Genomic DNA, 21,001 nt, shown 5'->3' with positions numbered 1-21,001 from the left:
TGCGCGGTCACCGCAGCCCGTCCCCCAACGACGGGCCCGCGCAGGGCAGTACGTAGCCGATGGCGGAGCCGCGGGCCTGGGTGAACGCGGCCATGGCGTCCCCGGCCGCGAGCCGTTCCTGGACGCGCACGAAGAGGCCGGGGTCGCGCATGTACGCCAGGAAGAGCAGGCCCTGGTCCCCGTTCCCGTCGTCGTAGGAGTAGCCGCGGCGCAGCATCCGGGCGCCGCCGTCCAGGCGGGAGTGGGCCAGGCGTACGTGGGCGTCGGCGGGGACGACGTAGCGGCCCTGCGGGGTCTTCGCGTACAGGTCGACGGGGGTGTGTTCGTGGTCGGCGCCGAGCGGGGCGCCGCTCGCGCGGTGCCGGCCGATGATCTCTTCCTGGCGGCTCGCGGGCAGCGCGGTGAAGCGCCGGGTGTCCATGTGGATGCGGCGGTGGACGAGGTAGGTGCCGCCGTCCGCGTCCCAGACCCAGCGCGGCAGTTGGCCCCGGGCCGGGTTCTCGGTGCCGTCCTTGAACCCGAAGAGGTTGCGGGGCGTCTGCCCGGCGCGGTGCGGGGGCAGGAAGCCGTCCTGGCGCCAGCGGGGGGTGAGCACGCCGTCCGCCCGGTCGGTCAGCCGGTGCACGGCGCGGGCGCACCGGCCGGGGTCGTCGGCGCACACCTGGACCAGCAGGTCACCCCCGCTGTAGGCCGGGTCGAGCCGGTCGCCGGGGAAGGCGGGGAGCTCGCGCAGCAGCCGCGGCAGGCGCAGGCCGAGCGTGCGGTAGAGGCCGGGCCCCACCGCGACCGTCACGGTCCGGCCGCCGCTGCGGGTGCCCCATGCGGTCAGCACCCGGCGTACGTCGGCGAGGCGGGGAGTCCGCCCGGCCGCGAGGTCGAAGGCCAGGAGCGTGACGTGTCGCGGCTGCGGTTCGGCGACACCGGCCTGCACGGGGAGCGCGGGCCTGCGGTCCTCGGGGGCGCCGGGGCGGGGCGGCCCGCAGCCCAGGGCCGAGGCGAGCACCGCGGTCGCCGAGGTGAGCAGCGTGCGGCGACGGGCCGGGCGCGGGGCGGCGTTCAACCGGGCCTCCTGGCGGAACGGGCGACGCGGGGCGGAGCGGGGCAGTGTGTCGCGGCGGGACCGAGCAGACGGTACACCTGCCCGCCATGAGATCTCTTGTCATGAAATTCCGGAATCCGGCGGTGAGTTGGTGCGGCGTCGGCCGGGGGCCACGCCTCCCGATGGGGTTGTGCGCCGCGCTGACGGCGTGGGTGGCGTTGGTGGCGCTGGCCGGATGCGGCGTGCTGCCGGGCGCCGACGACCGTCCGGCCCTCAGCGGGCCGCCCACGGTGCTGCGGGTCCCGGCGCGCTATCCGTCCATCCAGGAGGCGGTGGACATCGCACGATCGGGTGACGTGGTACTGGTCTCTCCGGGGGTTTATCGCGAGAGCGTGGCGGTGCGCAGGGCTGGTGTGATCCTGCGCGGCGCGGACCGCAACCGTACGGTGATCGACGGCGAGTTCGTCCGGGCCAACGGCGTCACGGTCACCGGCGCCGGTTCGGTCGTGGAGAACCTGACCGTGCGCAACCACCTCGCCAACGGCGTGCTCTTCACCGGCGTCACCGACGAACGGCTGCAAGGCGCGGGCGCGGGCGGCGGAGCGGGCTACGACCCGCTCGACACCGTCAAGTTCCCTCCGCTGCAAGGGTTCCGGGCCTCGTACGTGACGGCGTACGACAACGCTCTGTACGGCATCTACGCCTTCGACGCCCGCAGCGGTGTCATCGAGCACTCCTACGGTTCGGGGCACGCCGACTCCGGGATCTACGTGGGCCAGTGCGACCCGTGCGACACGGTGGTGCGCCACAACACGCTGGAGCACAACGCGATCGGCGTCGAGGTCACCAACGCCTCGCGCGCGCTGTACTTCCTGGCCAACACGGTGCGCCGCAACCGGGTCGGCATCACCGTCAACTCCAACAACCTCGAAGCGCTCGGCCCGCAACACGAGGCCGTCGTCGTCGGCAACACCGTCGTCGACAACAACGACGCGGGCAGTCCGGAGCAGGCCGACGGCGGCTTCGGCATCGGCATCGGGGTCGGCGGGGGCACCGGCAACCGGTTCGAGCGCAACCGCGTCACGGGCCATCGCGTCGCCGCGTTCGTCCTGCGTGACGTGCAGGGGTATCCGGTGCGCGCGAACCGCGTCACCGCCAACGCGGTCGACGCTCGGGGCACGGCGCTGGTCGTCGTCGCACGCTCGACGGGCGGCAACTGCTTCGCGGACAACGGCACTTCGGGCGCGGCCACCAGTCCCGCGCCGCTGCCCCGCACGCTCGCGACCTGCCCCGGCACCGACGCCCCGCTCACCGCGCCCGGCTCCGTGCGGCCGGTCGAGGCACCCCCGGGCATCTCCTTCAAGGAGGTGCCCGCGCCCGCGCCGCAGCCCCAGCTCCCGCATGCCGGGGACGCTCCCGGCCGGGCGGCGCTGCATCTGCCGGGACCGGTCCGGCTCGCCGACTACCGGCTGCCGGGCGCCGCTTCCTGACGCTGCCAGGGCCGGCCGGGCACCCGGGCCCCGGCCGGCGCGGGAGCGAGGTCGATCCGGGCGGGCCGGTGCAGCGAACCGATCGCGACCTCCACCCGGCCCAGCCGTCCCTTGCCGTCCACCCAGTACGTCAGCGGGGAGTCGCCGACCGCCGGTGCCGCGGCGGCCGCGGCCCGGGGGCGGGGTCCTGAGAAGACGGTGTACGCGGTGCCGTGCAGCGTCTCCCCGCGCAGCCGGCGCGGGCCGGCCTGGGCCAGCAGCTGCGCGTTGTCGGGCCGGTCCGCGCCGAGCGCCGCGACCACGCGCAGCACGCTGTCGAGCGGGTCCGCCGTGTACGCGCGCGGTACCCATGAGGCCGGTGGCACCCCCTGCACGGCGCGGGTCAGGCCCCTGCCGTCGAGCGTCCGCGGCTCGGCGAAGGGGGCCACCGCGAGGCCGGTCGCGTCCCAGGCGATCAGCCCGCCGCTGCGTGCCCCGTCCCGGCCGGCCGTGTAGGAGCCGACTCCGCGGTGGCGACGGTGGTCCATCAGCCCCTGTACGCAGGTGCTCCCGGCCCCGTCGTCCAGGGTCACGGTGACCTGCTCGGGGCTCGTCTCGTACGTGGTGAAGCGGGCCATGGCCAGGCGCTGGGCCTCGGCCAGGGTGACCGCACGTGGCTCGTCGGGGCGGTTCAGCGCCACGGCCGTCAGCCCGCCCGTCACGGCGAGGGCGGCGAGAACCGTGCACGTCAGCACGGCGGAGGTGCGGCGGGAGCGCGGGCGGGAGGGCTTGGCCATACGGGGATGCAAGCGCACGCCCGCCGCCGCGGCTCCGAGCCGGGGGCGAGCGGCGCCGGGCTGTCACCCGATCGCCGGGTACGAGGTTCCGTCCCCCGCGTCTCGCGAGATTCTCACGGCACGACCGAAGGGACGCCATGAACCGACTCCTCGTGACCGTCACCGCACTCGCGGCGCTGATCACCGCCCCCCTGGCCACGACGGAGTCCGTCGCGGCCGCCGGTACCGCGAAGGCCGGGTGCACGGCCGGGACCGGCCCCTACCAGCGCCAGTTGGAGGGCTTTCTGCGGCTGCCCGTCGACGGGGTGCAGTCCGTCCGGGACTGCGAGGCGATCCGCCGCTTCCAGGCGCGGCGCCACGTGCGGCCCGCCGACGGCCGGGCGAACCTGTGGACGTATCGCATGATGCTCGTCGCGCAGGCGGGCAAGGACCCGAACAAGGCCGGTCGCTGCCCGGTGCGTGCCTTCAAGGTGACCTGTGTGGACATGAGCCGGCAGCTGCTGTGGGTGCAGCGGGGCCGCACGGTCCTCTTCGGCCCGGTGCCCATGCGGACCGGGCGTGACGGGCAGGAGACCCGCCCGGGTCCGCACCGCATCTACTACCGGCACCGCGATCACCTCTCCACGCTCTACGCCGACGCCCCCATGCCGTACTCCCAGTTCTTCGACCGGGGCCAGGCGATCCACGGCACCCCGCACGACCTCTACAACGGGGGCGGCTCGGCCGGCTGCGTCAACCTGCGGCTGCCCGACGCGAAACGGCTGTGGTCCCTGCTGAAGGTCGGCGACCAGGTGTACGTGTGGGGGACGAAGCCGGGCACCGCGGGGTGAGAGCCGGTGCGGCGGTCGGTCGCTCCACCAGGTCACTTCACCACGTCACTCCACCAGGTCAGCGCACCGCGCGAACGCACGGCGAGCGGCCCAGGCTGAGGCCATCACGCGTACCTGACGCGGCACCATCCGTACTCGAAGGAGAGCCATCATGCCGAAGCCGAAGCAGTCCGAACCCGGACGGCTGTCCCGCATAGTCGTGGCCGTGGCCTGTGCCGCCGGATTCTCGGTCGTCACGGTTCCCGCGGTGGCCGCCACGCCCGTGGCCGCACCGGCCGACACCGCCGACTGCGCCGGTGTCGCGTACGACACGGACCACGCCTACTGCGCCCTGAACAGGCACGTCGTGCCGATCGGCTACGAGGCGTGTCTCATCGGCAACACGGTCGTGGCCTACGACAAGGACTTTCACGAGTGTGTGGACGGCAACCTCAAGCCGAAGGTGGTCGAGGAGGACGGAAGCGTCCCGGCCGGGCAGGGCTGAGCGCGAGACCCGTGGCGGGTCCGGACCGAAGGCACCGGACCCGCCACGCGACGGGGTCAGGAGGCGGTCTTCGTCACCTCCAGGTCGGCCAGGGGCTCGGCGACGCCGCCGCCGGGCGGGTCGACCGGGTCGCTGCCGCTGTTGCTGAGATCGGGGTCCGTGGCCTCGGAGCTGGAGGAGGCGGTGTTCTTCAGGTCGCTGCCGTCACCGGTGTACGCCGGGTCGAGCCTGACCTTGAAGGTCCACGACTTCGACTCGCCGTTCTTGATGACATCGGCCGTGCAGGTCACCGTCTGGCCCTCTGCCGTACAGGCGTCGGACGAGGACACGAACGTCATCGGCGCCGGCAGGACGTCCTTCGCCTCGGCCTTCGGAGCATCCGACGGGCCCGCGTTCTTCGTGGTGATGGTGTACTCGATCTCCTGACCCGGCGCCACCTTCTCCGAGCCCACCGCGGTCTTCGTCGTGGACAGGTCCGCACTCGCGGTCCCGATGCCACCGCCGCCGGGCAGTTCGGCAGCGGCGGTGTTGTTGCCGCTCACCGGGTCCTTGGTGTCCGAGGCGATGACCGCGTTGTTCTTGAGGTCCCTGCCGTCACCGGTGTAACCGGAGTCGACGCGGGTCTCGAAGGTCCACGTCTTGCTCTCACCGACAGCCAGCTGGGCGACCGGGCCACAGGTGACCGTCTGGCCGGACGCGGTACAGCCGTCCTTGGAGGAGACGAAGGTCAGACCGACCGGGAGGGTGTCGGTGACCTTGGCGTTCTTGGCCACGGAGGGGCCGTTGTTCTTGGTGGTGAGGGTGTAGGTGACGGTCCCGCCGGGCGGGATCGGCGCCTTGCCGCGCGCGACAACCGCGCGGTTCGTCCCTTGGACGCTCATGGCGGCCGTGAGGGAGAGGTCCGCGCCCGCCTTGGTGGGCGCGGGGGCCGTCGTGGCCTGGGCCAGAGCGGTCGGGGCGGCGCACAGGGGCACGGCGCAGGACAGGGCGGCCACCATCGTGGCCGAAGCCAGGTGCCACCGACTCTTGGTCGTCGTCATATCGTTTTCTGCTCTTCCTCGGTCGTGCCACGGCGGTCCGGGACCGCGCACGCGCAGGCGTGAGGGCGGCCCGGAGGCTGTGGCGTGGGGGACACGGCTGCCACGAGGCGGCGGCCGTGGGCCCGGGCCGGGCTGTCCGGGGATGACGGACAGCCCGGCCGGGAGTCAGGAGGTGGTCTTGCCCAGGTCCAGGTCGGCGGCGGATTCGCCGACCGTGCCACCGGGGAGACCAGCGGGCGGGCTGGTGCCCGCGCCCGCGTTGGGGTTCGTCGTGGAGGACTCGGCGGTGACGGTGTTCTTGATGTCGCTGCCGTCGCCGTCGTAGGCGGGGTCGAGCCGGACGGTGAACGTCCAGGTGCGGGAGGCGCCGGCCGCCAGCGGGGCGTCTGCCGGGCAGGTGATCTTCCGGCCGACGGCGGTGCAGCCGTCCACGGAGGAGACGAAGGTCAACTGGTCGGGCAGGTTGTCGATCAGCTTGACGTTCTCGGACGCCGAGGGCCCGTCGTTGATGGCCTTGACCTCGTAGTCGAAGGTTCCGCCCGGCGAGACGGGGGTGGTGGTCGTGGGCTTCTTTTCGGTGTGCAGCGCCGCTTGGGGCTCGGTGCTGCCGCCGGGGATGCCGACCGGGGCGCTGGTGTTGTTCTCCGGCTTGGGGTCGCTGGGCGCGTCCGAGGCGGCGGTGGCGGTGTTCTTGATGTCGCTGCCGTTGCCCCGGTAGTTCGGATCCAGCTTGACCTTGATGGTCCAGGTCTTGGAGCCGCCGACCTCCATCTGGGCGGCGGCGGGGCAGGTGACCTTCTGGCCGGAGGCGGTGCAGCCGTCCGGAGAGGAGACGAAGGACAGCGGGGCGGGCAGGTCGTCGCTGATCCTGACGTTGGTGGTGCCGGCCGGGCCGTAGTTGCGGGCGGTCAGCTTGTAGTCGAAGGTGTCGCCCGGCTTGACCGGGTCGGTGCTGCCCAGTTCCTTCTGTGCCGCCATGTCGGTCGGGCCGTCGGTCACCTTGGTGGTGGCGTCGGCGGAGTCGTCCGCGGGATGGACGTCGGTGACGCTGGCGGACGGCTCGACCGTGGCGGTGTTGGTGATCTCGGTGCCCGGAGTGGCGATGGCGGTGGCGGTGATGGTGTAGGTGGCGGTGCCGCCGCGCTTGAGGTCGGCGGTGGTGTCGACCCTGCCGCTGCTGCCCGATGTCTGACCGCAGGTGCTGCCGGCGGAGGCCGTGCACGTCCAGGACGCATCGGTCAGGCCCGCGGGAAGGAGGTCCTTGACCTTGGTGCCGGGGGCGTCGTTGGTGTCGTCGTTGGCGACCGTGACCTTGTACTCCAGCTTCCCGCCGGACTGCACGGTGGCCGGAGCGGTCTTCTTCACGGACACGTTCACCGGCAGGCTGACCTTCAGGTTGCCGATTTCGTGGTTGTTCGTCGAGCCGCCCGTGCCCGCGGAGAAGCCGAGCTTCAGCGTCTCCGGCAGCGCGGGCTGCTCCGGGAGCCCCACGAGGTCGTAGTCGTTGATGATCTGCTGCATCTCCGTGCCGGGGCCGGTGTTCGAAGCGACCGAGATCAGCAGCTTGCCGTCCTTCGGCACGATGCTGACCTTGGCCGTCCGGAACTCCTTGCGGCCTTCCTTGGTCTGGACGGTGCCCACACCCAGACCGGTCGCGTACCGGTAGCCGACGGCCTTGCCGTCGACCTTGTTGCCGCCGCCGCGCAGGACGATCTGCTCCTCCCTCCTGCCGGGGCCTCCCCACCCGTCGGAGAAGTTGCCGTACTCGTCGAAGCCCACGCCCAGGAACGCCCCGGGCACTCCGATGTAGCCCAGCGCGCCGCCCGTCTGGCCGACGCCGTTGGGAGCGGTGCCGTCGGCGAAGTACATCGTCAGTCCGTCGCCGTACCCGTCGCAGATGACAAAGAAGCAGTGGTTGCCGCCCCAGGTGGCGTAGGTGAACTCCGCGACCACACCGAGGTCGGTGGAGAAGTCGCGGTTCATCTGCCAGCTGCCGGACTGGTTTTTGCCCGCCGTGGTCAGCTGCAGCCAGCCGCCGGTGTCCTTGTCGTCGTACTTGGCGTTGCCGGTCAGGACGGTGTCCGAGGTGGGGCCGGCGAAGCCGTTGACGTAGGGGAAGGCGACCGGCGCCGCCTGCCGGGCGGGTGCGCCCGGGGCCGGCGGGGGCGCGGCCGCGGCCAGCGGCGCGAGCGAGAGCGCGGCGAGCACGGTGGTGATCAGGGCCGCGGCGCGGCGCCCGCGCAGGGCGCGTCCGGGCCGCGGCCGGGAGGGCCGGGGCGGGGTGGGGTGGGTCTGCACTGTTCTGCCGTTTCCTTTCCTGGCGTGCGTCGCGGCACGCTGCCGGACCGCGACGCAGGCGTACGGGGATGCCTGGGGGCGGGGTCAGCTGGGGCGGCGGCGTGCCGCGTACATCAGGCCGGCGCCGCCGGCCAGGAGCAGGCCGGTGGCCCACAGCGTCCACTGCGGTGCCTCGTCACCGGTCTCCGCCAGATGAGGGGGCTTCGGGGGGGTCTCCCCGGGGGGCGGGGTCGGAGCGATGGGATGCGAGGGGGGCCGGGTGACGTGCAGCGGCCCGCCGTCGAGGCCCGAAGTGCCGGCCTGGTTCTGGTTGTTGTCCGGGTTCGGGTCGGGCGTGGTGGACCCGACGGAGGCGATGTTGTCCAGGTCCTCACCGGTGCCCCGGTAGGCGGGAGAGAGCCGCACGACGATGTCGAACTCGACGCTGCGCCCGGCCGCCACGGTTCCGGCTTGGCAGGTGACCGTCTGGCCTTGGACGGTGCAACCGGAGGTGGCGCGCTTGAACAGCAGGCCGTCCGGGAGCCGGTCGGTGACCTTGACGTTCTCCGCGTCGGACGGGCCGTTGTTGGTGACCTTGATGTTGTAGGTCAGGGTGTCGCCGGGGCCGACCTTGGTCTGGCCGGGCGGCAGGATCGCCCTCTTGGTGGTGGCCAGATCGGCGCTGCCCTGCGTCGCGGTGGTCACCGCGAAGGTGTCCGTGTTGTTGTCCGGGGAGCTGTCCTCCGCGCTGGTCACCGTCGCCGTGCCGCCCGACAGCGTGGTGCCCACGGGTGCGTCCGCACCGACCTGTACCGGGTAGGAGACGGTCGCCGACGAGTCGGCCCTGTGGTGGGCGGCGCGGCCGGTGGTCCTGCCGTCCTTGGGGAGTACGGCTTCCAGGCCCGCCTCGATGGTGCAGCGCAGCGCCTTGCCGCCGTTGCGGACGGTGCACCCGGCGGGCAGTCCCGTGTTCCGTACGGTGACGTGCGCGGGCAGGGTGATGTCGATCAGGGCCGGCCGGCGTGTGGTGGAGGGCCCGTGGTTGGTCACCGTGACCCGCCCGCGCGCCGCCGTGCCCGGGACCACCGCGTCGGTGATGTCCTCGTGGACGATCCCCAGGTCGGCCTCGACCGCGCCCGGGGCATGCCCGGCCTCTCCCGGCAGCCCGGACACGGTGAGGGTGTTGTTCTCCGGCTTCGGATCGGCCGTCGTCGCCGTCACCTTGGCGGTGTGGACCACGTCGGTGCCGTCTCCGTCGTACGTGGGGGACAGCCGCACCGTGACCGTGAACGTCCTGGTCTCCCCCGGCTTCAGCTCGGGCAGTTCCGGACAGGTCACCGTGGAGCCGAAGACGCCCTTCTCGCCGGTGCAGCCCTCGGCGGAGGAGACGAACGCCAGCGCCTTGGGCAAGGTGTGGGTGCTCATGACGCCCTTGGCCGTGGACGGTCCGTGGTTGGCCACAGTGATCTGGTAGGCGAACGTGGCCCCCGGCGCGACCGTGGTGCCGCTCTCGGGCACCTTGGTCACCTTGGTCACCGCCACATCGGCGGCCACGGGGGCCGGGCGGCCGCCCCCGGGCAGCCCCGCTCCCCCGGTGGGGCCGGTGTTGTTGCCGTCGTTGGGGTCCTTGGTGGTCGATTCCACCTGGGCGATGTTGGCGATGTCCGAGCCGTCCCCCTCGTAGTCGGGGTCCAGGCGCACGGTGATCACCCAGGACGCCTTCTCGCCGACGGCCAGCGACTCCTTCGGGGTGCACGTCACCATCTGCCCCTGGGCCGTGCAGCCGTCCTTCGACGACACGAACTGAAGCGGCGCGGGCAGCTCGTCTCTCACCCTGACGTTCTTGCCCACCGACGGGCCATGGTTGGTCGCGGTGATGGTGTATTCGAACGTCTCACCCGGCGCGACCGGCCCCCCGGCCCGCTGACGCCTGAGCGACAGGGTGGCGGAGTCGGAGGCCTTGGCCTTCCGCACCGCGGGCCGGACGCCGCCCGCCTTGCGGGCCTTGGCCTCGGACGGCCCGGACTCGGTGCGCCGCTTTGGGGCAGCGGCGGAAGCAGCCCGGCGCGGCGCCTCCGTACCGGTCCGCTGTCGAGCTCCGCCGTCGCCGGTTCCCCCCTTCCCACCGTTCTGCCCGGCGCTGTACTTCCGGTGTGAGACGTCCTCCGTCGTCCGACGGCTCGCACCGTCCTCCCCCACCCCGGCCGGGCTTCCTCGGCCGGCCCCTTCCCTGCTCTTCACCTGCATCTGATGCTGCGTCACATGCCCTTGCGGCTGCGGCAGTTCGTCCTGTTCGGCGGCGTGAGCTCCAGCGGGAGCGGCCAGCAGGGCAGCCGCCGCAAGGGTCGAGGACGTGATCGCGGTCATCAGGTGACGCTGCATCCGTCCGTCCCTGCCCCTGCGCTGGGAAGAGCTGGTCATGTTGAGGCCTTCGTTCCGTGTCCGAGTCGATGAGTCGGCACCCCCGACGAACGCTCGGGGCCTGCGGACAGGCAGACGTGACGGAACGTCATATCTGAGTCAGCCTGATTTGCGCGGATCTCTACAGGTCAGATCCGTGACCGGCAGCCACACCTCTGCCGTGCCACACCTGTTCGAGTACCGAACACGTCGTGGGTGCATCAATATGATCATTGGGATAAATCGCGAAACGCGGCGCGACGCACTCCATGTCACCCTGCTGGCCCATTGCCGTGGCCACGCCACATCTCGCCCAAACAGGCCTTGACACATATGAGTTGACCAGGCGTCAGTCGATGCCGAGGTACAGCGTGTGCTCCGGATCACGCCGAACCGCATCTGGCTGCCGCGCGGCCGTGCGGACCCACGGCCCAGTGCAGTCGGCCCTCATGCCCGGTCGATTGCACCCTGCCGATCGGCGCTGCCGGAGGCGGCCCTCGAGCAGGTCATCGCGCAGTCACGGCAGATCTGAGCGGCGGGCAGGTCCTCGATCTGCTGCCTGGACCCGCCTACGCACCGGTGGGCATCGCGTCGCGGACCAGGGCGGTGTCCACGAACTGTTCGAAGCGGACGATGAGTCCGCCACGGACGGTGAAGGACGGTGAAGGCGTGGGCGACACGCACCTCGATGTCTTTGCCGGTGGCCTTGTTGGTGGCGGTGTAGCGGGCGAGGACGACGACCTTCTCACCGTCGACGACGCAGGTGTCGTCGTGGGCGGTCCAGCCGCCCCACTCCGCGCCGAGCCGTTCCATCACGTGGGAGGTGACGCCTTCGGGGGTGCGGTAGGTCCCGGCCAACGGGAAGCCGACCATCTCGGTCCACTCCACGGCGGGGGCACAGGGTGGCGCGCAGGGCGTTCAGGTCGCCGACGGCGGAGGCCAGGTACTGGCGTCGGACGACATCGGCGGGTGCAGTGGACGTGGCGAAGTCGGTGTCCGCTGTTGTCGCCATGGTGGTCAGCCCCAGCTCATCTCGCCCTTGGCCACCTTCGCGCCGAGCTGGGCGGCGATCAGCCATGCCGTGGTCCGGGTAGCGGGCGACCAGCGCCTCGGTGAGCGTAGCGTCGTCGGGGGCCTTGCCGAGTTCCTCCTCGAAGACGGCCAGGCAGTCGCGGGTGACGGTGATCGCGAAGGCATCGGCGGCGGTGTCGGGCAGGTCGGCCAGGCGGGTGGGCAGGTTGGGGCCGGGCGCTTCCCATGCCTCGTGCTTGCCTTCGTACGACGCCGTGATGTGGTCGATGACGATCGGGGTGGCAACGAACCGGGCCTGCGGGAAGGCGTCGGCGACGGCCTCGGCGCCGAAGGAGAAGTCGGGGTCGGCGTGGCTGACGAAGACGGTGGTCAGCTCCTTGCCGGAGTCCAGGACTGCGGCGACCAGGCGGTGGCCGTCAGCGCGGGTGAAGGCGGCATCCACCAGGAGCGCCTCCTTCTCGCCGGTGACGAGGGGGGCGGTCTTGTTCTTCGAACCGGCGGGTAAGTCGAGGTCGAAGACGGTGAAGTCGAGCGTGGTCACGGGGGCTCCTCAGTGGTGGGGTGTGGGCAGGAGATCGGCGCCGCGGCGAGGGCCGTGAGGCGGGGGGCACTTCCTCGGCGGCGAGCAGTGCGGGAAGCCCGTGACGCCGAGGTACACAGTCGCGGAAGTCCGCTTCCGCCACCGAGACGGGCAGGCTCTGCCCATCGGGAAGAAGGTGTCCTGGAGCGCGGTACCAAGAGCGCGAGCGCCGGTGCCGCAACGCCGACGCCACCGCCCGCGGGGGCCTCTCACCGAGACGCTGCAGAACGCCACGCACTGACCAGGCTTCCCGTACGACCCCTGCCGCGGTCAGAGCCACACAACAGACCCATGACACCCACTGGCCCCAGAGCTCTTTCGACGCCACCGACCAGATCGCCGCCGGGGCACCCCTGGACGACAAACTCTTCACCCGCCTCGTCGAGCGGCTGCCACCCCGCCAGATCGTCGAACGGATGGTCACCATCGGCTACCACCTCATGATCGGCCGCCTGATGACCACCCAGGACATCGCCCCGGCAGGAGACCGGCTGATCGAGAACGCCCCACGCTGGGTCGAGCGGTAGCGAATCACCCCGCCCACGCGCCGGTGCGGCACGCACACGGCACACGCATTCCTCCCCGGCGCATCCCGCGCTTCTGTCGACGACGTGCACGCCTGTCCGTCACGACGCTTTCCAGTCAGAGTCGACCCAGGGCCGCTCGCCGACCCTTCGGCCGCTGGCCCCGTGAAAGGGCACTCCGCATGACCAGCTACTTGTTCGACAACACCGCCACCCAGGCCCCGGATCGTTTCACCGTCCTCGAAACCTGCTACGACCCCGTCTCCCGCCACCACCTCGGGCAGGCGGGGCTGCGCCCCGGACTGCGCTGTCTGGAGGTGGGCGGGGGCGGCGGCTCGCTGGGCACCTGGCTGGCGGACGCCGTCGGGCCCGAGGGGCGCGTCCTGGTGACCGACCTCGTCCCGCCGCCTCCCGACATCGCCCGGCCCCGACCCCAACTGGACCGGGTGCGGCACGACATCGTCCACGACCCCCTGCCAGACGCCGCCTTCGATCTGATCCACGCCCGTCTCGTCCTGCTGCACCTGCCCGAACGCATCGACGTCCTCGACCGGCTGATGGCTGCGCTACGGCCCGGAGGTCATCTGGTCCTGGAGGAATTCGACTGCGGCTGGACCCCGGTCCTGCGCACGCCCGGCCCCGACGCCGCCGATCTGTTCGAGCACATCCACGGCCACGTCCTCGACCTGCTGCGCGAGGCGGGCGCCGACCCGCTGTGGGGACGCCACGTGTACGGGGCCATGGCCCGGGCGGGGTTCGTCGGCCTGACGGCCACCACCCATGCCGAGGCCTGGCCCGGCGGCGACATCGGAACACGACTGCACCGGGCCAACACCCAGCAGTGCGAGGAGAAGCTGCTGGCCCGCGGGGTCACGGCGGACGAGTTGCGCGCGTTCTGGACGCTGCTCGACAACCCCGGCTTCACGGTCAACTCCTATCCGCTCGTGAGTGTGTGCGGGAGGAAGCCGTGACCGACGACGCACTCCGCTACGAGGAAGTACTGCTGCCTGCCTCCCCCGACCCGCTCTCCGCCGTCGCCCGACTGGCCCGCTCCGGACTTTTCCAGCCGTACGTGGCCTACGAGGGCGCTGGTACGTGGTACTTCGCCGGGGGCGACCTGACGAGCCTGCGCCTGACACGCGACCACCTGGTGACGTGGACGAAGGGCAGGGCGGTACGCCAGCAGCCTTGCCCGGGAAGCCCGTTGGACGGCGTACGGGAATTCCTCGCCACGCTGCCCGGGCCCGACTGGCGTGCCTACGGCTGGACCGCGTTCGAGCTGGCGTACCTGCTGGCGGGTGTGCGCGACGGGCTGCCGGACTCGGAGCTGCTGCACCTGATGGTGCCCGAGACCGAGGTGCGGTTCACCCCGCAGGCCACCGTGCTGCGATGCACGGATGCCGGCCTGGCCGGGCCGGTGGCGGACCTCGTCCTGGGCCACACCGGCAGCGACACAGTGCCTGACGACCGGGTCGGCCTGGAGGTGGCTGACGGCCACAACTACCGGGCCGCCGTGGCCGCGGCCGTCCTGGAGATCCGCTCGCACGCCCTGGAGAAGGTGATCCTGTCCCGCACCGTGGAGGCCCCGGCCCCCGTCGACCTCGTCGCCAGCTACGTCGCGGGCCGCCGCACCCACGCCCCGGCCCGCTCCTTCCTCCTTGACCTCGGCCGGATGTGCGCGGCCGGATTCAGTCCCGAGACGGTCGTGGTCGTGTCACCCGACGGGCAGGTCACCACCCAGCCCCTGGCGGGCACGCGCGCCCGCACTGGACACGCGGACACCGACCGGCGACTGCGCGGCGAGCTGCGTACCGATCCGAAGGAGGTCCACGAACACGCGATCTCCGTCCGCCTGGCCTGGGACGAACTGGCCTCGGTCTGCGCGCCCGGCACCGTCCGCGTCGCCCCGTTCATGACCGTACGGGAACGCGGCAGCGTCCAGCATCTCGCCTCCACCGTGAGCGGCACCCTGCACGAGGGAAAGGACCGGTGGGACGCCTTCGCCGCGCTGTTCCCCGCGGTCACCGCGACCGGCATCCCCAAGGCCCCGGCCTACGATCTGATCCGCCAACTGGAGGGTGAGGCCCGGGCGTTGTACTCGGGCACCGTCCTGACCTGCGACAGCCAGGGCGGCCTCGATGCCACGCTGGTGCTGCGCAGCATCTTCCAGCGCGGCGGCCGGACCTGGCTGCGGGCCGGTGCGGGGATCGTCGCGCAGTCGCTGCCGGAGCGCGAACACGAGGAAACCTGCGAGAAGTTGCTCAGCGTGGCCCAGTGTCTGGTGCCGAGCCAGACGGCCGAGCCCGCGCCGTCCGGCTACGCGCCCGACCCGAAGGCCCATACGAGGGCGACGAAGTGATCGAAGCGGTCGTAGTGGATGTTGAGCGAGGTGTCCGGCAGATGGCAGGCGGCCCTGTGCCTCCAGGACGCCGCCCCGGTCGGGTCCGGCCATCAGCAGCAGTAAGGGCCGGGCGTGACCTCGCTTCCTGTCCACGCCGGAACTGGCCCGTCCTCATCAACGAGGGCCGCGGACCGGAATGGGTCCACACGGCAGGGGGACGCTCAGCCGTCGCGACCGCAACCATGACGCTCTCGCACGGCGCAGACACGTTCACCGACATCTTCCTACTGGTCCGCACCGACGACAGCTGGCGCATCGCCAACAAGGCGTATCACCGAAACCCTGAGTACAGCGGCCCTCCATGGGCTCCCGAGCATGGCTCCGCTGCGCCTCGACGCGGCCTTGACATGGTGGAGGAGCCCGCCCGTTCGGGAATCGGTGGGAGCCGCCCGGCGAGGTTGCGTCATCGCAGCTCGCAGGCCGTCCTGAACGGTTACTTCTAGCGAATCGGGTGAGGCACCGGTGCAGCACGACATAGAAGTCAAACTCCTGCGTACTTTGCTGGCGGTCGTCAATGAGGACGGGTTCTCGCGTGCCGCCCGGTCGTTGCATGTGACTCAGCCGACTGTGAGTCAGCAGATCAATCGCCTTGAGGCTGTCATTCATGCGCCGTTGTTCCACAGCACCAGGCGGCCGTTGCGGCTCACTGCGGCTGGGCGGGAGATGGTGGCGCACGCCCGTCGCGTGATCCTGCTCAATAGTCAGGTGCTCGATAAGTTATCGGCGCTGCGCAGCCAGGAAACGTTCTCCATGGGGTGTTCGATCCATTTCACGGACGGGCTGCCGGCGATGATCACCCGGCTTGCCGAGGAGCGGCCGCAGTCGCGGTGTTCGATGGTGACCGGCTTGAGCGCGACGCTTGCCGATCAGGTGAGCAGTGGCGAGTTGGAGGCGGCGATTCTGCTCGGGATCAGGACGGAGCGGTCCGAGATGTTGGGGCGGCTGCGGCTCGGCTGGTTCGGGCAGGTGTCGCAGAGTCCGGATGAGCGGGTGCCCGTGGCGCTGGTGGGTGACAGGTCGGCGTTGAACATGCGGATCGTGGAGACGCTGGCCGAGCATGCCGTGCCGTGGCGTTCGGTGCCCTGGTACGCGGACCCGTTGTCCGTCCGTGCCGCGGTGGGTGCCGGCATGGCGTACACGGCTCTGGCCGAGAACGCCCATCACAGTCATACGTCGTTGCGGCCTGCCGCGCCGGGAGTGCTCGGTCCCGCTCCGGTGCCGCTGCCGGTGTATCTGGCGATCTCCCCGTCGGTGGGGGAAGCGATCGGTGACGCGGTGCACGCCGCGGCCCGCGCGATCGTCGCGGACGCGCCGCTGTCCCCGCCCTGAGAACTCTCGGAGCGGGGCGCGGCCGCACTGCCGGCCGGGGGATGCAGGCGGTGCGGCCGCGGTCTTGGGTGCCGGGCGGTCAGTACGACGTACGCGCCGCTCCTCGTGCCGCCAGCTTCGGCCCGTACGGTGCCGCGTCCAGCCATGCGCCTGCCCGGCGTCCGGCGTCGGCCACCGCCGCCGCCGCGCGCTGGCGCAGCCACATCGAGGGCCGCTGCGCCAGCATGTGCTCCAGGGCCGATGCGGCGCAGGCGCGGTTGTAGGACGCCGCTTCGTGGCGTTGTGCCGCGAACCGGGCCACGGCGGCCGTGGCGGTGTGCGGGCGGGTCGCGTCGAGGGCTTCGGTGATCGCTTCGACGGCGCCGATGGCGTCGGGGATGCTGGAGTTCATGCCGCGCGCGCCGAACGGGGCGAACAGGTGGGCCGCCTCTCCGGTGAGCAGGACGCGGTGGTGGGCGTCGGTGAAGTGGGTCGCGACCTGTTGGGCGAAGCGGTACGTGGACACCCAGCTGACGCGCTCCCCGTAGGCCGCGGGCAGGATCCGAGAGAGCCAGTTGCGCAGTCCCTCGGGGGAGATGTACTTCTCCGGGTCGTCGTCGGCCAGGAGGTTCAGGTCGACGCGCCAGCCGCCCGCGAAGGGCACGGTGAGGACGTTGCGGCCGCCCGCCTTGGGGTGGCGGTAGTGGAAGACCCGCTCGATGGGCATCGGGTGGTCGGGGTCGTCGACGAGGTCGACCACCACGAACGTGTGCTGGGACCGGGGCCCTTCCAGCGGGCTGCCGATCGCGGCTCGCAGCGGCGAGCGCGAGCCGTCCGCGGCGACGACGTAGTCCGCCTCCCAGGTCCTTCCGGCGGAGTCGGTGAGGCGTACTCCGTCGGGGGTGGTCTCGGCCGATGTGATCTCGACGCCCCAGTGGAACTCGGCCCCGGCCTTGCGGCACGCGTCGGCCATCAGGTCTTCGGTGATCACCTGGGGCAGGCTGGTGAACGGCGGCAGTCCGTCGCGGGTCAGGGGTGCGTAGGTGCGGGTGAAGACTTCCTTGCCTGCCCAGTACGAGCGTTTCGTCGCCCACATCTGTCCGCGGCCGGCGATGTCGTGGCCGAGTCCGGGGCTGAGCCGCTCGAGTTCGCGCAGGGACGCTCCGTGGAGGTAGGCGGCTCTGCTGCCGGGCCGGATGCTGTCCTCGGTGCGGCGGTCGAGGAGGACGGCGGGCAGTCCGGCGGCTCGCAGGGCGAGGGCGGCGCTGAGGCCCGCGGGCCCGGCGCCGACGACGAGGACGGGATGGCGGCGGGTGGTCCCGGTGTCGGTGGTCATGCGATCTCCCCTGCGGCCAGGTGCAGTTCGTCGGATGTGTAGGAGACGATGCGGCCGTCGAGGCCGCCGGTGAGGGCCGCGTGCCACAGTGCGGGGCGGGTCGACTTCTCGTCGCGGCGCAGGATCGCCTCGGGTGTGCGGGCAGTGAGTGTCACGTAGTCGCCGACCCGGCCCGCCACCATTCCGGCGGCTTCCGCGGTACGCACGATGGGGGCGAACTCCGGTACGCCCAGGATGTACAGGGTGAGTGTCATGGCCGGGCCACCTCCTCGTTCTTGCGGATCAGTTCGGCCTTGCGCTGCCACAGCGCCTGGGCCGAGGGGTGCGGGTTCTCGGCGACGTCGACGAGGGCCTGGACGGTGATCTCGGCGTCGCGTGCGTCGATGGCGGACATGACGCGCAGCGGCCGGGTGATCTCCAGCTGGATGCCGTTGGGGTCGTCGAAGTAGATCGACTCGATGAGTTCGTGGGCGAGGGGGCGGGTGACCCGTACTCCCGCTTCTTTGAGGCGGTCGCGCCAGGCGAGGAGTTCTTCTTCGGTGTCGACGTGGAAGGCGAGGTGGCGGGAGCGGTGCATGAGGTCGCTGGGTTCGTCTTCCTCGGGCAGGCCGAAGTAGTAGAAGAAGGCGATGCGGTTGCCCCGGCCCATGTCGAAGAAGAAGTGCACGAAGTCGGGGTAGTCCTCGGTGACCCAGCCGGTCGCGGTGATCGCGTGGACCAGGGGCATTCCGAGGGCCTTGGTGTAGAACTCGTAGGTCTCGCGGGGCTTCCAGGTGACGAACGCGAGGTGGTCGACGCCGTCGACGCGCAGGCCCTGCTGGCCGGCCCGAGGGTGGACGGACGGTGGGGCGGTTTCCATGGCTCCTCCTGAGGCGGGGCGGTCTGTCGGGTGCTGCGCGTCGTACGTCGTATCGCGTGGTGGTGCGTGGTGGTGCGTGGTGGGTCGTAACTACGGGGTCAGGATGCGGAGTTGCGGGGGCGTAGGCCGGTGAAGGCGATCAGTCCGCCGATGAGCAGGACCGTGCCGCTGACGATGAGCGTCCAGCGGGTGCCGTCGGCGTTGGTCGAGGCGAGGCCGAGGATCACGCCGAGGACGGCGACGCCGAGTGAAGCGCCCACCTGGCGGGCGGAGTTGAGTGCTCCGGCGCCGATTCCGGCGAACTCCGGCGGTACGGAGCTGGCCATGCCGGCGACGAGGGCGGGCAGGGCGAAGGAGACGCCGCAGCCGAAGGCGAACAGGCCGACGATGGTGGCGGTGAGGGCGAGCGCGGAGTCGCCGGTGAAGGGCGCCTGGAGCAGCGCGCCGATGCCCATCAGTACGAAACCGATGGTGGCGGGGCGGCGCGGGCCGATCCGGCCGACGAGGCGGCCGGTGAACATGGGGTTGAAGGCGGTGGGCAGGGTCAGCGGCAGGAAGGCGAGGCCGGAGGTGAAGGAGGAGTAGCCGCGGCTCTCCTGGAAGTACAGGGCGAGGACGAAGAGCAGGCCGGACAGGCCGAAGTTGGCGAAGAGGCCGACGGTGAGGGAGGTCGAGAAGCCGCGGCTGCGGAACATGCGCAGCGGCAGCATCGCGGCGTCGCCCGCCCGCTTCTCGGCGGCCAGGAAGACGATCGCGCCGATGAGGGTGAGTCCGAAGCCGATGAGGACCGCGGGGGTGCCCCAGCCCTTGTCGGGGCCTTCGATGAGTGCGTACGAGAGCGAGGCGATGGCGACGACGGAGCTGATCTGGCCGGGCACGTCGAGGCTGCTGCGCTGCTTGCGTGCGGTCTCGGGGGCGAGCTTCGCGGTGATGACGAAGCTGACGAGGGCGAGCGGTACGTTGACGAGGAAGATGGCGCGCCAGCCGACGCTGTCGGTGAGTGCGCCGCCGATGAGGGGGCCGGCGGCGAGGGCCGCGCCGGTGATCGCGGCCCAGTTGCCCACGGCGCGGGCGCGTTCGGCGGGGACGGTGTAGGCGTTGGTGATCACGGCGAGTGAGGCGGGGAGCAGCAGGGCGCCTGCGACGCCGAGGGCGAGGCGCAGGGCGACGAGCATGCCGAGGGTGTTCGACGCGGCCGTGATGCCGGAGAGGATGCCGAAGAGGGCGAGTCCCCACAGGAAGACCTTACGTCCGCCGAAGCGGTCGGAGAGCCAGCCGGCGGTGAGCAGCAGCGCGGCGAAGGTGATGGTGTAGCCGTTGGTGACCCACTGCAGGCCGCTGAGGCCGATGTGCAGGTCACTGGAGATCGCGGGCAGTGCAACCGAGACGATCGTCGTGTCCAGCAGGACCATGAAGTAGCCGAGCGAGAGCCCGATCAGCAGGGTCCGGGAGGGCTTGTCGGTACGCGCTGGTGCGACGGAAGCCCGCCGCGGTTCCGTCTGCGTCGACATGTTTTCTCCTTCGTTTCGGATTCGCCGTTTCACGGATTTGCCTCCGTGGGCGGGCGGTTGAGGGCGCACGCCACCGCGGAAAGAAGTGGTGGGGTGGGAGCCGCAATCGCCTGGTCGGTGGCGGCTGCTTCCATTGAAGCGGACCGGAAAGGCGAATTGGTGCCCCTGACGAAGGGAATGCCCTATGGGTAACATCGGCTCAGCCGATCGGACAGCAAGGGGGCTTTGACATCGTGGAATTACGGCATCTTCGGACGTTCGAAGCGGTCGCCCGGACGCTCAGCGTCACGCAGGCGGCCAAGGAGTTGCATTACGCGCAGTCGAGCGTCAGTGACCAGATCCAGGCGCTGGAGCGCGAGCTGGAGGTGGAGTTGCTCGACCGCTCGCAGCGCAAAGTGCGGCTGACTCCGCAGGGCGGGGTGCTGGCGGGGTACACGGAGCAGATCCTCAAGTTGATGGAGGAGGCGCGCTGGGCGGTGTCGCGGCCCAGCGAGGAGGTGGCGGTCGGTGCTTTGGAGACCGTCTCGCTGCATCTGCTGCCGGCGGTCCTGAGTCGTTATCGCGAGATGTATCCGCAGGCCCGGGTGCGGCTGGCGCAGGACAACAGGGGTGAGCTGTACAAGGCGGTGCGGCGCGGCGATCTGGATGTGAGTCTGACGTTCGGGGATCCGCCCGCGGACCTGGGTCTGCACGCGGAGACGCTGGCGGAGGAGCCGTTGGTGGTGATCACGCCGCCGGGGCATGATCTCGCGGGCCGTGGCCAGGTGGATCTGGCGGAGCTGACGCCCGAGCCGTTCCTCGCGACGGAGCGGGGCTGTGGTTTCCGGGAGATGTACGACGGGGTGTTCGCGGGCCCGGGCGGCAAGGAGCCGATCGCGGAGGTGTCCAGCATCGGCACGCTGGGGGCGTGTGTGGCGGCCGGTATGGGATGTGCGCTGCTGCCGGAGCTGGCGGTGCGTCCGCTCGCGGAGCGTGGTGAGGTCGGGCTGGTCAAGGTCGGTGACGCGACGTTGCGTACGAAGGTGACGATGACCTGGCTCGATCGCAACTCCACGAATCCGAATCTGGTGAATCTGCAGCGGGTGCTGCGCCGCCAGCTCGGCGGCTGAGGCCG

General features: G+C 71.2%; 17 protein-coding genes and 2 pseudogenes. 8 read left to right on the top strand and 11 right to left on the bottom strand.

Features of this window, described 5'->3' with window-relative positions:
* Positions 1–7: 7 nt before the first annotated feature.
* Positions 8–1,060 (bottom strand): Dyp-type peroxidase, encoded by a 1,053-nt coding sequence (locus ACIBUY_RS39485; protein WP_399155236.1) that lies wholly within the window; start codon positions 1,058–1,060, stop codon positions 8–10.
* Positions 1,061–1,161: 101 nt separating this feature from the next.
* Between ACIBUY_RS39485 and ACIBUY_RS39480 the strand changes: the two genes are divergently transcribed.
* On the top strand, positions 1,162–2,529 hold the full coding sequence (locus tag ACIBUY_RS39480; RefSeq protein WP_399155235.1) for a right-handed parallel beta-helix repeat-containing protein: 1,368 nt from the start codon (positions 1,162–1,164) through the stop codon (positions 2,527–2,529).
* On the opposite strand, the gene ACIBUY_RS39475 is transcribed toward ACIBUY_RS39480, so the two are convergent.
* Positions 2,502–3,305, bottom strand: a complete 804-nt coding sequence (locus tag ACIBUY_RS39475) for a hypothetical protein (protein WP_399155234.1) — start codon at positions 3,303–3,305, stop codon at positions 2,502–2,504. The genes ACIBUY_RS39480 and ACIBUY_RS39475 overlap by 28 nt on opposite strands.
* A 137-nt stretch (positions 3,306–3,442) precedes the next feature.
* On the opposite strand from ACIBUY_RS39475, the gene ACIBUY_RS39470 reads away from it, so the two are divergent.
* Positions 3,443–4,135, top strand: coding sequence for a L,D-transpeptidase (locus tag ACIBUY_RS39470; protein ID WP_399155233.1), 693 nt, complete (start codon positions 3,443–3,445; stop codon positions 4,133–4,135).
* 151 nt (positions 4,136–4,286) lie between these two features.
* Positions 4,287–4,619, top strand: a complete 333-nt coding sequence (locus ACIBUY_RS39465) for a hypothetical protein (RefSeq protein WP_399155232.1) — start codon at positions 4,287–4,289, stop codon at positions 4,617–4,619.
* A 56-nt stretch (positions 4,620–4,675) separates the two neighbouring features.
* On the opposite strand, the gene ACIBUY_RS39460 is transcribed toward ACIBUY_RS39465, so the two are convergent.
* The 5 genes and pseudogenes from ACIBUY_RS39460 to ACIBUY_RS39440 form a co-directional block, all read right to left on the bottom strand.
* Positions 4,676–5,659, bottom strand: coding sequence for a DUF11 domain-containing protein (locus tag ACIBUY_RS39460; RefSeq protein ID WP_399155231.1), 984 nt, complete (start codon positions 5,657–5,659; stop codon positions 4,676–4,678).
* Positions 5,660–5,824: 165 nt separating this feature from the next.
* On the bottom strand, positions 5,825–7,957 hold the full coding sequence (locus ACIBUY_RS39455) for a hypothetical protein (RefSeq protein ID WP_399155230.1): 2,133 nt from the start codon (positions 7,955–7,957) through the stop codon (positions 5,825–5,827).
* Positions 7,958–8,041: 84 nt separating this feature from the next.
* A complete protein-coding gene (locus tag ACIBUY_RS39450; RefSeq protein ID WP_399155229.1) occupies positions 8,042–10,303 on the bottom strand; it encodes a DUF11 domain-containing protein in 2,262 nt (753 codons plus the stop codon).
* Positions 10,304–10,905: 602 nt separating this feature from the next.
* Positions 10,906–11,348: pseudogene (locus ACIBUY_RS39445) on the bottom strand (nuclear transport factor 2 family protein).
* 5 nt (positions 11,349–11,353) lie between these two features.
* Positions 11,354–11,909: pseudogene (locus ACIBUY_RS39440) on the bottom strand (MBL fold metallo-hydrolase).
* A gap of 745 nt (positions 11,910–12,654) precedes the next feature.
* Here ACIBUY_RS39440 and ACIBUY_RS39435 point away from each other — a divergent pair.
* The 4 genes from ACIBUY_RS39435 to ACIBUY_RS39420 are packed head-to-tail and all read left to right on the top strand — an operon-like array spanning position 12,655 to position 16,202.
* Positions 12,655–13,443: a methyltransferase domain-containing protein gene (locus tag ACIBUY_RS39435; RefSeq protein WP_399155228.1), complete on the top strand. Its 789-nt coding sequence runs from the start codon at positions 12,655–12,657 to the stop codon at positions 13,441–13,443.
* Complete coding sequence (locus ACIBUY_RS39430) at positions 13,440–14,831, top strand: salicylate synthase (protein WP_399155227.1); 1,392 nt, start codon at positions 13,440–13,442, stop codon at positions 14,829–14,831. Before ACIBUY_RS39435 ends, ACIBUY_RS39430 begins: the two co-directional genes overlap by 4 nt.
* A gap of 41 nt (positions 14,832–14,872) precedes the next feature.
* Positions 14,873–15,316 (top strand): nuclear transport factor 2 family protein, encoded by a 444-nt coding sequence (locus ACIBUY_RS39425; RefSeq protein ID WP_399155247.1) that lies wholly within the window; start codon positions 14,873–14,875, stop codon positions 15,314–15,316.
* A gap of 19 nt (positions 15,317–15,335) precedes the next feature.
* Complete coding sequence (locus ACIBUY_RS39420; protein ID WP_365573278.1) at positions 15,336–16,202, top strand: LysR family transcriptional regulator; 867 nt, start codon at positions 15,336–15,338, stop codon at positions 16,200–16,202.
* A gap of 79 nt (positions 16,203–16,281) precedes the next feature.
* On the opposite strand, the gene ACIBUY_RS39415 is transcribed toward ACIBUY_RS39420, so the two are convergent.
* The 4 genes from ACIBUY_RS39415 to ACIBUY_RS39400 form a co-directional block, all read right to left on the bottom strand.
* Entirely contained in the window at positions 16,282–17,517 is a 1,236-nt protein-coding gene (locus tag ACIBUY_RS39415; protein ID WP_399155226.1) for an FAD-dependent monooxygenase, read from the bottom strand.
* Positions 17,514–17,771: a hypothetical protein gene (locus ACIBUY_RS39410; protein WP_365573284.1), complete on the bottom strand. Its 258-nt coding sequence runs from the start codon at positions 17,769–17,771 to the stop codon at positions 17,514–17,516. Before ACIBUY_RS39410 ends, ACIBUY_RS39415 begins: the two co-directional genes overlap by 4 nt.
* Entirely contained in the window at positions 17,768–18,376 is a 609-nt protein-coding gene (locus ACIBUY_RS39405; RefSeq protein ID WP_365573288.1) for a VOC family protein, read from the bottom strand. The genes ACIBUY_RS39410 and ACIBUY_RS39405 overlap by 4 nt, the downstream gene beginning before the upstream one ends.
* 98 nt (positions 18,377–18,474) lie before the next feature.
* A complete protein-coding gene (locus tag ACIBUY_RS39400) occupies positions 18,475–19,887 on the bottom strand; it encodes an MFS transporter (RefSeq protein ID WP_399155225.1) in 1,413 nt (470 codons plus the stop codon).
* A 233-nt stretch (positions 19,888–20,120) separates the two neighbouring features.
* Between ACIBUY_RS39400 and ACIBUY_RS39395 the strand changes: the two genes are divergently transcribed.
* Entirely contained in the window at positions 20,121–20,996 is an 876-nt protein-coding gene (locus ACIBUY_RS39395; protein ID WP_365573294.1) for a LysR family transcriptional regulator, read from the top strand.
* Positions 20,997–21,001 lie beyond the last annotated feature (5 nt).

This window comes from Streptomyces sp. NPDC050085, assembly GCF_044460595.1.
Taxonomy (GTDB): domain Bacteria; phylum Actinomycetota; class Actinomycetes; order Streptomycetales; family Streptomycetaceae; genus Streptomyces.
The sequence above is the reverse complement of the archived record's forward strand: the minus strand, read 5'-3'. Positions and strand labels throughout refer to the sequence as shown.